This is a genomic window from Acidovorax sp. NN32, assembly GCF_057597245.1.
In genome coordinates this window covers 726,429-739,012 of sequence record NZ_CP199679.1, presented here as the reverse complement: position 1 = coordinate 739,012, position 12,584 = coordinate 726,429, and the positions used below count along the sequence as shown (strand labels likewise).

Annotated in this window: 9 protein-coding genes and 1 CRISPR repeat array (1 of these 10 only partly in view); of the genes, 2 read left to right on the top strand and 7 right to left on the bottom strand. The window is 64.7% G+C overall.

Annotated features, from left to right (window positions below; translation table 11 throughout):
- Positions 1-1,810: a CRISPR direct-repeat array (repeat unit 28 nt; unit sequence GTTCACTGCCGCATAGGCAGCTCAGAAA); it reaches 1,349 nt to the left of the window's first position.
- A 19-nt stretch (positions 1,811-1,829) separates the two neighbouring features.
- A complete protein-coding gene (locus ACT89O_RS03445) occupies positions 1,830-2,012 on the top strand; it encodes a hypothetical protein (RefSeq protein ID WP_487262813.1) in 183 nt (60 codons plus the stop codon).
- Between the two features lie 135 nt (positions 2,013-2,147).
- Here ACT89O_RS03445 and ACT89O_RS03440 read toward each other — a convergent pair whose 3' ends face one another.
- Complete coding sequence (locus ACT89O_RS03440) at positions 2,148-2,552, bottom strand: hypothetical protein (RefSeq protein ID WP_487261832.1); 405 nt, start codon at positions 2,550-2,552, stop codon at positions 2,148-2,150.
- 26 nt (positions 2,553-2,578) lie between these two features.
- Positions 2,579-3,964 carry a phosphatase domain-containing putative toxin gene (locus tag ACT89O_RS03435; protein WP_487261831.1) on the bottom strand — a complete coding sequence of 462 codons (1,386 nt, stop codon included), beginning with the start codon at positions 3,962-3,964 and terminating at the stop codon, positions 2,579-2,581.
- 337 nt (positions 3,965-4,301) lie between these two features.
- On the opposite strand from ACT89O_RS03435, the gene ACT89O_RS03430 reads away from it, so the two are divergent.
- A complete protein-coding gene (locus ACT89O_RS03430; RefSeq protein WP_487261830.1) occupies positions 4,302-6,146 on the top strand; it encodes a lysoplasmalogenase family protein in 1,845 nt (614 codons plus the stop codon).
- A gap of 106 nt (positions 6,147-6,252) precedes the next feature.
- On the opposite strand, the gene ACT89O_RS03425 is transcribed toward ACT89O_RS03430, so the two are convergent.
- From ACT89O_RS03425 to ACT89O_RS03405, 5 genes are all read right to left on the bottom strand, one after another.
- Positions 6,253-6,990, bottom strand: a complete 738-nt coding sequence (locus ACT89O_RS03425) for an ABC transporter ATP-binding protein (RefSeq protein ID WP_487261829.1) — start codon at positions 6,988-6,990, stop codon at positions 6,253-6,255.
- Positions 6,990-8,228 carry an ABC transporter permease gene (locus ACT89O_RS03420; RefSeq protein ID WP_487261828.1) on the bottom strand — a complete coding sequence of 413 codons (1,239 nt, stop codon included), beginning with the start codon at positions 8,226-8,228 and terminating at the stop codon, positions 6,990-6,992. The genes ACT89O_RS03425 and ACT89O_RS03420 overlap by 1 nt, the downstream gene beginning before the upstream one ends.
- Positions 8,229-8,238: 10 nt before the next feature.
- A complete protein-coding gene (locus tag ACT89O_RS03415) occupies positions 8,239-9,498 on the bottom strand; it encodes an efflux RND transporter periplasmic adaptor subunit (protein ID WP_487261827.1) in 1,260 nt (419 codons plus the stop codon).
- A 62-nt stretch (positions 9,499-9,560) separates the two neighbouring features.
- Positions 9,561-10,619 (bottom strand): Holliday junction branch migration DNA helicase RuvB, encoded by a 1,059-nt coding sequence (ruvB, locus tag ACT89O_RS03410; RefSeq protein ID WP_055396394.1) that lies wholly within the window; start codon positions 10,617-10,619, stop codon positions 9,561-9,563.
- 9 nt (positions 10,620-10,628) lie between these two features.
- Positions 10,629-12,563, bottom strand: a complete 1,935-nt coding sequence (locus ACT89O_RS03405) for a trypsin-like peptidase domain-containing protein (protein WP_487261826.1) — start codon at positions 12,561-12,563, stop codon at positions 10,629-10,631.
- Between the last annotated feature and the right edge of the window lie 21 nt (positions 12,564-12,584).

Sequence of the window (12,584 nt, the reverse complement as noted above, 5' to 3'; positions counted from 1 at the left end):
TCAGAAATGCTGCTGTCACTGCGTTTGGAGGCCACCAAGGTTCACTGCCGCATAGGCAGCTCAGAAAAGCCCCGACGAGTTCGAGGCCCTGGTTGCGGCGTTCACTGCCGCATAGGCAGATCAGAAAGCTCATGCAACACCCCCCAGGCACGCACTACAAGTTCACTGCCGCATAGGCAGCTCAGAAATCCGCCAACATGCGGAACTTGCGCCGGTTGCCCGTTCACTGCCGCATAGGCAGCTCAGAAAGCATAGGCCACGCCCTGTGGTGCTGCTGGCTGGTTCACTGCCGCATAGGCAGCTCAGAAAGCAAGCACATGGCTCTGGAGCAGGCTGTTTTCGTTCACTGCCGCATAGGCAGCTCAGAAAAACGTGCCCAAGCACGGCCCCGCGTACCTGGGGTTCACTGCCGCATAGGCAGCTCAGAAAAGGATGGGAACGCAACAAGGAGGTCAACACTTGTTCACTGCCGCATAGGCAGCTCAGAAACGATGGGAATGGATCGAATGCGAAAGCTGCGGGTTCACTGCCGCATAGGCAGCTCAGAAAACATACCCCCGGTTGCGCTTGCTCTTGCGCGGGTTCACTGCCGCATAGGCAGCTCGGAAATGCTACAGGTTCGATATCTGCTTGCGCTTGCTGTTCACTGCCGCATAGGCAGCTCAGAAAAGCAGCGGGTCGCCCGGGTTGAACAGCGGCTGGTTCACTGCCGCATAGGCAGCTCAGAAAGACTGGGGGCGAAGCAAGACGGCCGACATTAAGTTCACTGCCGCATAGGCAGCTCAGAAAACGCGCCATCCTTGAACACGCGGTAAGGCCGGGTTCACTGCCGCATAGGCAGCTCAGAAAATGCAGCGCCGCCGCGTGGCCACCGTGCACATGTTCACTGCCGCATAGGCAGCTCAGAAAACCGCACTGCTGGGCCTGGTGGACTGGGCGCAGTTCACTGCCGCATAGGCAGCTCAGAAAAAGTCGCTCGCCCAATAAGCCCCGGCGCTGACGTTCACTGCCGCATAGGCAGCTCAGAAATACCAAGGCGGCGAGCCCTTCGGCGTCATCCTGTTCACTGCCGCATAGGCAGCTCAGAAATCAGAGGGCGGCTAGGGTGGGTGGGTTGGTGGGTTCACTGCCGCATAGGCAGCTCAGAAATCGAAGAGGTGTCGGCATGAAAGTCATCAAGCGTTCACTGCCGCATAGGCAGCTCAGAAAATGAAACCGATTGAAGAACTGCAAGCGCAGCAGTTCACTGCCGCATAGGCAGCTCAGAAATTCTGCAATAGGGCGGGATGTGGGCGTGCCTTGTTCACTGCCGCATAGGCAGCTCAGAAAATCGAAGGCGCCGACAGCAAGACCGAAGGCCCGTTCACTGCCGCATAGGCAGCTCAGAAAACCGTCAACGGCCCCAAGAGCGTGGCCGACCTTGTTCACTGCCGCATAGGCAGCTCAGAAATTCAGTTTGCTGGCATTGGGGGCCACGATGAAGTTCACTGCCGCATAGGCAGCTCAGAAAAAGCCCTCGCGCATGGCTACGATGAACTGGCCGTTCACTGCCGCATAGGCAGCTCAGAAATCTGAACACCTACAAGTTCGGCTCCAAGGTGGGTTCACTGCCGCATAGGCAGCTCAGAAAATTGTGGTCACCAACCGGGGGGCGATCACCGAGTTCACTGCCGCATAGGCAGCTCAGAAATCCTTCGCGCAGCTTCTGCGGGTCAACACCGGATTCGCTGCCGCATAGGCAGCTCAGAAATTCCACGCGCAGATACTCACCCTCGCCGCCTGGTTCACTGCCGCATAGGCAGCTCAGAAAATGTGGCGACGAACACGGCCTGCTCTACGCGGACGGCCCCGAAGCCCGCCTGCCGAGCCTGGGGCACATGCTCTGGCTCATCCCGGGCCATTGCGACCCGACGGTGAACCTGCATGACTTTTTGATCGGCGTGCGTGGCGGGCTGGCGCAAGGGGTGGTGGAGCGCACCATCCGGGTGGATGCGCGCGGCGCCCCGAGCTAAGACGCACGCGCCGGTCGGGTTGAGAGCGGCTAAAAAAACTCAGCGAAGCGGTCCTGGCCAGGCGTCCCGCCGCAGGCAGTACAAGCCGTAAGACAAGGCGGGACAACGGCGCCCGGGGAGTTTTTTCAGTCGATCTTAAAAAGCCGCCTCTAGGGCTGGCATCGTCAGGCGTGCCTTGGTCAACGCCATGCCCAGGTTGGCGGTCTTGCGGCAGACGAAAACGGCCACGTATTCGGGGTTGGTCTTGCCACGCAGGAAGACATGAATCAGGTTCTCGCTGTTGACGATGATTTCCTGAAAATAGTGGAAGCCGTCGTCCTCCAGACCACGCGCCTTTTTGAACATGCGCTCGATCATGCTCACATTGGGGCCATTGAACATATCGGCCGTGGCAGCGGCGAGCAGGTCGATGACCTGCTGTGGGTGAGAGTCCACCGTTTTCAGAGACAACAGCATGCCCGATGCCACGTCCACGTAACCGGCCGCCACGCACTCCGGAACAGAGGCGGCTGCATTGCTCAGGGCTACTTCAAAACTCATCGCGGTTTTCCTTCTTTGGTTGTCATTTACACAATTTTTTGGAGGATGACGTCCTCATAGCGCTGCAGAAATGCCTCCTGCTCGGCGCTTTGTACGTAATGCGCGTCCAGCAGGCGCACGCGGCGCAGGGCTTCTTGGGCGGTCAGCCCTTCGCGAATCCACCAGGCAGTCAACACCGTGCCAGTGCGCCCGCGCCCGGCCAGGCAATGGACGGCCAGCACCTCACCCTGCGCCATGAGCGTCTCCATGCGCTTGAGCAGCATCTGGATTTGCCCGAGGCTGGGAGCCTCGTGGTCACGGATGGGCAGGTGCAGGTTGGCCAGGCCATGGCGCTTGAGCGCATCCTGCGGCAGATCGCGTTCGGTGAGGGTGATCAGGCGGCTGATGCCCATGCGTTTGAGCGCTGCCAGGTCATGGTCCATGTCGTTCACCACCCCGGGCAGCGGGGTACCCGCAAGCCGACCAGGCTCTAACCACGCAAAGCCATGGGGCGCCCCAGCCGTTGAAGCCGCAGCCGCGCTGCGGACTGGAGCCTCGTTACCGTTCGTGGGCCGCTGCGCACCAGTGGATGGGACAGGCAGCGTGGCGAGCACGCGGGCGGGCAGATGGCCCAGGTCCGGCGGCGGCATAACGCCCTCGGCCAACGTGGCCGGGTCGGCGTCGGGCGCTGGCACGGCGCAGCTGCCGGTACGCACAAATTGCTGGCCCGCTGCGGACACGGGCGAAGACAGAAACTCCTCCATGCCACGCGCCTCTTGCACCCGCCCGCCTGCCAGCAGCGCCATGCGGTCGGCAAGGCTAGCGGCATGGCGCTGGTTGTGCAGCACCACCAGCAGCGTGCTGGTGCGGGCCACTTCACGCAGCAGTTCCAGCAGCACATAGGCGTCATAGTCCGAGAGATCAGCCGTGGGCTCGTCCACCATCAGGAGCGCTGGCTCGGCCACGGCTTCGCGCAAGATGGCCACGGCCCTTTGCAGCAAGGGGGGTAACTCCAGCGTGGGCTGGTCGAACAAGGCTGCCAGCTCAGGCACGCCCATGCGCTGGACCAGCTCAGTGCACCAGGCTCGCACCTCGGCGGGCGAGCGGCTCAGGCGTTCACGCACCGGGTCGGCCAAGGCATGGAACACGGTCGCCGCCATGAGCTTGGCGTTTTGCTGCACCAGGCGCGGACGGTTGCCCTCACCCAGCGGCCTTCCTTCGTACTCAACGCTGCCCCATTCGGTGAAGCGCGGATGGACGGCGTACCGCCCGGCCAGGGCGTGCAGCAAGGTGGACTTGCCAGCGCCAGACGGGCCCAGCAGTGCAGTGATGCTGCCGCGTGGCAGCATCAAGTCAATATCTACCAGGACCACCTTGGCGCCAAAAGCTGCGCCAAAGCCCGCTGCCTTCAGGCAATGCGCGCTGCTGTTCATGTGTCTTGTTGGGGGGTTGCGCCTGTCTGCGGCGAAAGTCTGCGGACAGAAGGGCGGGTCAGCTTGCACTGACGAAAGAACGAAAGGGCCACCCGAGAGGGGCCAGCGGAGACTTCTATTTTACGGAATGGTAAGGATCAAACTTGCTCGCCTTTTGCGCTCGGGGGCGGATCATGGCACGCGCAGCTTTCGCCCAGCTTAACGGCCGTGCCACCTTGCAACTGGCGCCGTGGCACATGGGCACCAACCGAGCCACGCCTGCAAGGCGTGGAAACTCCGATCTTTCGACCCGTTCTTTCCCTAATCCCTCCCCGACCCGGCATACCGACAATGCGGCATGAGCCCCAGCCAGATCATTGTCCTTGCGACCCCCGTCTTCTTTTTGCTGATCGCCATCGAACTGGCGGTGGGCTACAGAAGGCAGCGCAACACCTACCGGCTGGCCGATGCGGTCAGCAGCATCAGCCTCGGTATGCTCAGCCAGACCAGCGCGGTTTTCACCCGGCTGCTGCGCATTGGCATCTACACGGCCCTGTTCGAGCACGTGGCGCTGTGGCGCAATGACACGTTCTGGACCAGCCTGCCCGGCTGGCTGCTGGCGCTGGTGTTCTACGACCTGTGCTACTACTGGCTGCACCGCATGGGGCACGAGTCGGCCGTGTTGTGGGCCGCGCACGCGGTGCACCACCAGAGCCAGGACTACAACCTCTCCACCGCGCTGCGCCAGACCAGCTCGGGCGCGCTGCTGGGCTGGATCTTTTATGTGCCCATGGCACTGGCGGGCGTGCCGCCGCTGGTGTTTGGCGTGGTGGCGCTCATCGATCTGCTTTACCAGTTCTGGGTGCACACCGAGCAGGTGGGCAAGCTCGGCTGGTTTGACCGCTGGTTCTGCAGCCCCAGCAACCACCGGGTGCACCATGCAGTGAACGACGCCTACCTGGACAAGAACTACGGCGGCATTCTGATCCTGTGGGACCGGCTCTTTGGCACCTTCAAGGACGAAGACGACCAGGAGAAGTGTGTGTACGGCACGCGCGGCCTGCTGAACAGCTGGGACCCGCTCTGGGCCAACGCGCAGGTTTACGCCGGGCTGGCACATGACAGCTGGCACGCGCGCAGCTGGCTCGACAAGCTCAAGGTCTGGGTCAAGCCTCCGGGCTGGCGGCCTGCCGATGTGGCAGAGCGCTTTCCCAAGCCCGCCTTCAGCATGGCACAGATGCAGCTGTACCACCCGCCGATGTCGCGCGCCGCGCAGTGGTTTGCGCTGGTGCAGTTCGCGCTGCTGCTGGCGGGCGTGGCGGCTTTTCTCTGGCAGGCAAATGCGGCGCCGCTGGCGCGCAACGCCATCTGGTTTGCGGTGCTGCTGACGGTGCAATGGTCGCTGGGCGCAGTGATGCAGGGACGTATCACCGCGCTGATGGCGCTGATGCTGCAAAGCGGCGCGCTGGCCACCGCCACCAGCGCGATGGGGTTCATGGAATGGCATTGGCTGTTCAAGCCGCTGACGATGGTTTTTGCTCTTTTTTTGGTAGCTGCCAGTGCTTATTCGCCAAGCGCTAGAGACCAATTTAACCCAAAGACCCTGCTTCTCCTCGCGGCCGCGCTGGCCGGATCGCTGGCCGGGGATGTGTTCCTCATGTTCCAGGGCTTCTTCATCCCGGGCCTGGTGAGTTTTCTGGTGGCGCATCTGTTCTATGTGGCGCTGTTCAAAAGCGGGCAGGCGTGGTTTCCGCACCGGGGTGCGCTGGCCGCCACACTGGGCATTGGCGTGGCCATGTACGCCTTTCTGTGGGCGGGTGGCCTGCCGCCTGCACTGCGCGCGCCGGTGGCTGCCTATGTGCTGGTGATCGCGCTGATGGCGGCCCAGGCCATCGGCCGGGCGACGGTATTGCGCGATGCGCCGTCGCTGCTGGTGGCGGTCGGCGCCGGGTTTTTCATGCTCAGCGACTCGCTGCTGGCCACCAACCGGTTTGTGATGCCGCTGCCGATGGCGCAGGTCTGGGTGCTGGCCACGTACTATGCGGCGCAGGCGCTGATCGTCAGCGGATGGCTGGCCAGCAAAGCCCCGGAGCCTGCCACCGCATTGCAGCGAACGGGCGCGGCCGGAGAAGAGGGCCGCACGCACATGGTTAGGGACAGGGCTCCGAACATCGCCCCAGGGACGGCTTCACGCTCCTCCTGAGCACCTGTGTGTTCTGAGCGATGGTTTTTTAGCCAAAATTGCCGCCAGCGCTTCAGCATCAAGCTCAAATAGCTATTTATTTGATAGCAAATCACCTGCCTGCAGCTCACCCACTGGGCGCAGGCTCCACGCCCACAGTGATGGCCTCGTCGCGGGCAATCCGGCCGTCGATCAGCTCCACCAGCCGGTCGCAGCGCGCGGCCAGCCGGGGGTCGTGCGTGACCACGACAAAACTCGTGCCCCGCTCGGCATGGATACGGCGCAGCAGGGCAAACACTTCGGCAGAGGACGCGGTGTCCAGGTTGCCCGTGGGCTCATCGGCCAGCACCAGCGGCGGGTTCATGACCAGCGCGCGCGCAATGGCCACGCGCTGCTGCATGCCGCCTGACAGCTCTGCGGGGCGCTTGTCCATGGCCTGGGCCAGGCCCACGGCGTCGAGCAGGCTGCGCGCGTGATCGCGGTGGGCGGGGCTGACGCGGCCTTCGGCCATGAGGGCCGGCAGCGTCACGTTCTCCAGCGCGGAGAAAGCAGGCAGCAGGTGGTGGAACTGAAAGACAAAACCCAGGGTGCTGCGCCGGCGCAGGGTGAGTGCCGCATCGTCCAGACCCTGCACCGCCTCGCCGTCCAGCAGATAGCTGCCTGTCGTCATGCGTTCGAGCAGGCCCAGGATGTTGAGCAGCGTGCTCTTGCCCGAGCCCGAAGGCCCCATCAGCGCGATGAACTCGCCCCGGCGCACCTGCAGTTGGATGCCGTGCAGCACCTCGGCCTCGCTGGGGCGGCCCAGGTTGTAGCTTTTGCGCACGGCATCGAGCGTGATCAGTTCGGGGGCGGCAGGTTGGGTCATCACATCCTGATGGCTTGTGCTGGGTCCAGCGCCGCTGCCCGCCGCGCAGGCGCCACGGCCGCCAGCACACCACACACCGAGGCAATGAGTGCAATCTGCAATGCCATGCCCAGCGGCAGCGCGATCGAAAACAACGGCAGGCCATCCGAGCCCCGCACAAAATGGGTGAACACCCAGATCAGCGCCACCGCCAGCAGCAGGCCCAGCCCCGAGCCCAGCGCCCCCACAACGGCGCCCTGCACCAGAAACACGCGCAGCACCTGGCCCCGCGTGGCGCCCATGGCGCGCAGGATGCCGATCTCCCGGCCCTTTTGCACCACCGAGACCACCAGCACGCTGGCAATGCCCAGCACCACCACCGCCAGCACCACGCCCCGGATGATGGAGGTGCTGATGGACTGCGCATTGAGTGCTGACACCAGCTGGGCATTGCTCTCTTGCCAGCTCTCGATCTTGTAGGGGAACTGGGCCTGCAGTTCGTGCGCCAGCGTCTGGGCCACCCACACGTCTTTCAAGGTCAGGTCGAGCTGGCTGGCGCCCCCCGGCAGCGCCAGCAGGCTTTGCGCCGCGCGCAGCGGCACGATCACGGTGCGCCGGTTCAGGTCTTTCACCCCCAGGTCCACCAGCGCGGTGACACGCACCGAATCACTCACCGTGCCGCCCGCGCCGCTCGTCTGCAACGTGAGGCGGTCTCCCACTCGCACGCCCAGGTCGGAGGCCAGCTCGCGCCCCACGATGGCCTCGCCCGGTGACAAACGGGCGGTACCACTGACCACCTTGGAGCGCAGCCCCACCACGCGGTCATAGCGGTCCAGGTCCACGCCCATCAGGGCAATGGCCTGCGATGCCTCACCGCGCAGCGCCAGGCCTGAGCCGGACACCATGGGCGACACCCCGGCGACTTCGGGCAAGCGCTCCAGCAGCGGCACCAGCGCCTGCCAGTTGGCGACGGACCGCAGGCGCTGGGCGCGCGGTTGGGTTTCGGTCAGCGCAGCGGTGCCATACAAGGCAGGGGCTGCCGGTATGACCAGGTCGTCCGGCGCCCGCAGGGTGATGTGCGCCTGGGCGCCCAGTGTTTTGGCCAGGGTGTTCGACTGCAGGCCACTGATCAGCGCCGAGATGTAGGCAATGACAGCCACGCCCGCCGCCACGCCCACGATGATGAGCACGGTCTGCATGCGCCCCTCTCGCAGAAAGCGCAGCGCCACACGCAACTCGAAGCCAGGCCAGATCCACATGGCGGAGAGCTCAGCGGCCCATGGCGTTGGTCAGTGCGGAGCCTGCATCGCCCCCCGGGGTGGGGGAAACGGCGGTGGCCGCACCTGCGGACCAGGCCACCGTGCGGGCACGTACGCGGTCGCCCGCCTGCACGGCGCCGCCCCGCAGCACGGTGTTGCCCTCGGCAAGGCCGTCCAGTACCTCGACCGCGTCCAGTGTGCGCAGCCCCAGCCGCACGGGGCGGGCCTGGGCGCGCCCCTCCTGCAACACCAGCACCGTCGCCTGGTCGCCCTCCACCGGGGCGCGCAGGGCCGCCTGGGGCAGTACCAGGGTACGCTCGCGCCGCGCAGTCTCTACCTCGACCGATAAGGTCATGTCCTCGCGCAGAAAGGCGGGGGCCTGCTGCTCCAGCGCAAACTTCACCTCGATGGCACCGCGCTGGGCATCCACCGAGGGTGCGATGGTGAGCACACGCGCTGCAAAGCGCTGGCCCGCAAAGGCATCGGCCACCACCGAGGCCTTTTGGCCCGGCAGCAACTGGTCCAGAAAACGTTCGTCCACCTGGGCCACCAGCTGGGTGGGCCCGGCCAGCGCCAGGCTGAGCAAGGCCTTGCCAGGCTGCACGATCTGCCCGGGCTCGACGTCGCGCACCAGCACGCGGGCATCGGCCGGGGCTACCAGCGTGGTCTGCGCCAGGCGGGCCTGGGCCGCCACCGTGGCCGCCCGGGCCAGCGCCAGCTGCGCCTGCGCCTGGACCACGTCAGTGCCGGCATCGGCGTTGGCCTGGACCTGTGCCTGCGCGCTCAATTGCTGCGCCTGGGCCACATCGACGGCGCGCTGCGCCTCATCGAGCTGCGCGGCGCTATAGAACCCCTGGGCCACCAGCTGCTGCACCCGCGCCAGACTGGCGCTGGCCGCTTGCAGGGTGGCATTGGCCTGTGCGCGCGCTGCCTGTGCAGCGCTGCGGCCGCTACTGCGCAGGCCTACCAGGCGGGACTGCGCCTGGCGCTCGGCCGCCACGGCCTGCGCCAGCGCTGCCGCGAGCTCGTCGGACTCCAGTTGCACCAGCACGTCGCCCCGGCGCACCTGCGCGCCTTCTGTCACTTGCACCTGGGCCACGCGGCCGATGACGGTGCTGCCCACATCCACCCGCGACAACGTGGCCACGCGCGCCGAAAACTGCAGCGTGCGCACCAGCGGCGCCGACTGCACCAACAGGGCATCGACCTGCGGACCACGCAGCACCATCACCCCGGTGAAGGCAGCCACCACCAGCACGACAGCGCCCAACGCAACAGCAAACCAGCGCCTATTCACAGATCTGCCCTGGTTGCCATGCGCTGTGCCTTCCGTTATTCAGAAAACAGCCCTCCAGCCGCCTTGGGCGGCGCCACCCCCAGGTGTCGGAACGCCGCCAGCGTGGCAATGCGCCCACGCGGCGTACGCTGCAAAAAGCCTTGCTGGATGAGGTAGGGCTCGATCACGTCTTCTATGGTGCCCGCCTCTTCCCCGATGCTGGCGGCAATGTTGTCCAGCCCCACGGGGCCGCCATCAAAGCGGTGGATGACCGCCTCCAGCAGCTTGCGGTCCATCACGTCAAAACCCTGCGGGTCCACATCCAGCATGGCCAGCGCCTTGTCGGCAATGGGTTTGGTGATGCGCCCGTCGCCCTTGACCTCGGCGTAGTCGCGCACGCGGCGCAGCAGCCGGTTGGCGATGCGGGGCGTGCCGCGCGAGCGGCGGGCAATTTCAAAGCCGCCTTCTTCATCCATGGGCGCATTGAGCAGCCCCGCGCTGCGCTTGACAATGCGCGCCAGCTCTTCGGCTGTGTAGAACTCCAGCCGCGCCACGATGCCAAAGCGGTCGCGCAGCGGGTTGGTCAACATGCCCGCACGTGTGGTGGCGCCCACCAGCGTGAAAGGCTGCAGGTCGAGCTTGATGCTGCGCGCCGCAGGCCCCTCGCCGATCATGATGTCGATCTGGTAGTCCTCCAGCGCGGGGTAGAGAATTTCCTCCACCACAGGCGACAGGCGGTGGATCTCGTCAATGAAAAGAACGTCGTTCTTTTCGAGGTTGGTCAGCAGCGCCGCCAGGTCCTTGGGCTTTTCGAGCACAGGGCCACTGGTCTGGCGCAGGTTGACCCCCAGCTCAGCCGCAATGATGTGACTGAGCGTGGTCTTGCCCAGACCGGGCGGGCCAAACAGCAGCACATGGTCCAGCGCCTCGCCCCGCTTCCTCGCCGCGCCGATGAAGATCTCCAGCTGCTCGCGCGCCTTCGCCTGGCCCACGTACTCCTGCAGGAGCTTGGGGCGCAGCGCGCGCTCGATCGCCTCCTCCTGGGGCGATGCGGGCACGGCCGAGATGACGCGTTTTGCGGGGGCGGGGGCGAAGTCGTCGGTCTGGATCGTCATGCAGCGCGGTTACTTGTCCGCCCAGACATAAAAGCCAATGCCTTCTTCAAGGTACTGCTGGCTCAGGTTGGCGTTGATGTAGTTGCGCTCCGCTGCACTGGTTGTGTAGAAGTAGGTGTTCGTGCTGCGGTTGAAGTAGCGGTAGACAGGCATAGCACCATTGCCCGGTGCAGCCTGCCCCCACCATGCGGTGCCTTCCAGCGCCACAGTGGGGAAAGCACGGATCAGACCATCACGCTCTGCCGGGTTGGCCGTGTAAAGGTGCATCTTGCGGGCCAGATCGACCAGGCGATACACCGGGAACAGGCTGGAGTCCTGGTTGGAGCCTTCAACGGGGTAAGCGTAGAAGATCGGACCTTCGTAGATGAAGTTCGATCCAAACTGTTTGATCAGGAGATCCCGCTCGCCAACATTGCTGGTGTAGAAATGCTCCAGGCCAGCGCTGTTGTAGAAGCGATAGACAGGCACCCGCCCCGTGGGGCCAGTGGGTGGCGTGGCAGACGACAGCCAGTTCTTGAGCGCTGCGTTGAACGCCACGTCAAAACGGCCATAGTAATCGGGGACTGTGGTGGCCGTGCAGCTGGAACCACCGCCGTAGAGCGTACCGATCACATGTGTGCCACCCTTGAACAAGGCCGAGCCACTGCTGCCACCTTCGGTGGTGCCCTGGGTCCAGTTCACCTGGTAGTAGTTGCCCGTTGTACCGCTGCACTGGAACTGGGTTTCACTGGTGGGAGTGCAGGAAATCAGGCTGTTCAACGTACCCAGGCTGACCTTGAGCAGGTCGCCCCGGGGATGGTGCAGGCCCACCACAGGTGTGCTCAAAGCCTGGGTGCCCGCATCCCAACCGGCAAAGACGGCCCCTGCAGGAGGTGTGTCGTTCAGCTGCAGCAGGGCCATGTCCATGGCACCCGAGGCGTAGAGCAGCGATGCGCCGTTGACGCGCTGGACGGTGGCACTCGACAGGGTGCGGCTGTTGCACGTTGGCGAACGGAAGAACCAGTCGGTCTGCAGCGAGGCAGCTTCGGACTGCTTGGAGATGCAGTGGTTGGCCGTCAAGAAATACGGCGTGCCCGAAGACCGGCTGTCATTGAGCAATGTGCCCGTGCACAGATAGGTGTTGGCACCGGACGTGAACAACATGCGCGCCACGGCATTGCGCTCAGTCGCATAGGTATCGTAGCAAGTGGCATCCAGGTGGCACGAAGCCGATTCGTTGATCTTGGTGGAGAGTTCTGCCTCCGTAGGGATCGACAGGTTCTCGAAGATGTGCGACACGCGCGGCACCGAGATGTCCACCGTGCTGGCATCCGCACCTACGGGCAGCTCCAGCTCCAGCGTGGCCTCGTCCGATCCGGTATCTGGCGTCCACCAGGTCTGACCGTCCAGGGTGGTGTCGCCCGCCTGCGCATTGCGCTCAATGCGCTGCAGCACTTCCTGGCCGGAAATCTGGAACACCTTGGAGGCGTTGGCCTGGCTGTACACACGCAGCACTGTGCCTTGTGGCAGCGCCTTGACCACTACGCCCAGGCGCAATCCGTACGCGCCTTCGGCAGAAAAACTGATAGCAGCCACCTTACCGCCAGTGGCGGTGGGCTTCCACTGCAACTGCTGCTGTGTCTGGGCTGCGGCGCGGGTGGCCACCACATCGCGCGCTGTACCCACCTGGCGTGGGCCGATACCGCCACCCAGCGTAGCCGTCTTGGAGGCATCCAAGGCTCCCAGGCTCACCCGGGAAGGCGTGGGCGCTGTGACAAGCGCGCTGCGGGATTTGATGTTCGAGACACCCTGGTCCACGCTGGCGGGCTGCACCCAGCCATCCACCATCAGCACAGAGGCCGCCTTTTGCGCGCTGGCCTCGGTACCGCTTCCGCCGCATCCGGCCAACAAGGCAAGCGCCGCACCCCAGGCAACGCCCATCCGCCACATCATTCCATTTTTCATTTCTTTCCCTCGCTCCGGTCA

Coding starts and splice junctions, on each gene's coding strand:
- ruvB (WP_055396394.1), bottom strand. CDS start 10,619: ATGACGATCCAGACCGACGACTTCGCCCCCGCCCCCGCAAAACGCGTC.
- ACT89O_RS03425 (WP_487261829.1), bottom strand. CDS start 6,990: ATGACCCAACCTGCCGCCCCCGAACTGATCACGCTCGATGCCGTGCGC.
- ACT89O_RS03405 (WP_487261826.1), bottom strand. CDS start 12,563: ATGAAAAATGGAATGATGTGGCGGATGGGCGTTGCCTGGGGTGCGGCG.
- ACT89O_RS03420 (WP_487261828.1), bottom strand. CDS start 8,228: ATGTGGATCTGGCCTGGCTTCGAGTTGCGTGTGGCGCTGCGCTTTCTG.
- ACT89O_RS03435 (WP_487261831.1), bottom strand. CDS start 3,964: ATGAACAGCAGCGCGCATTGCCTGAAGGCAGCGGGCTTTGGCGCAGCT.
- ACT89O_RS03430 (WP_487261830.1), top strand. CDS start 4,302: ATGAGCCCCAGCCAGATCATTGTCCTTGCGACCCCCGTCTTCTTTTTG.
- ACT89O_RS03440 (WP_487261832.1), bottom strand. CDS start 2,552: ATGAGTTTTGAAGTAGCCCTGAGCAATGCAGCCGCCTCTGTTCCGGAG.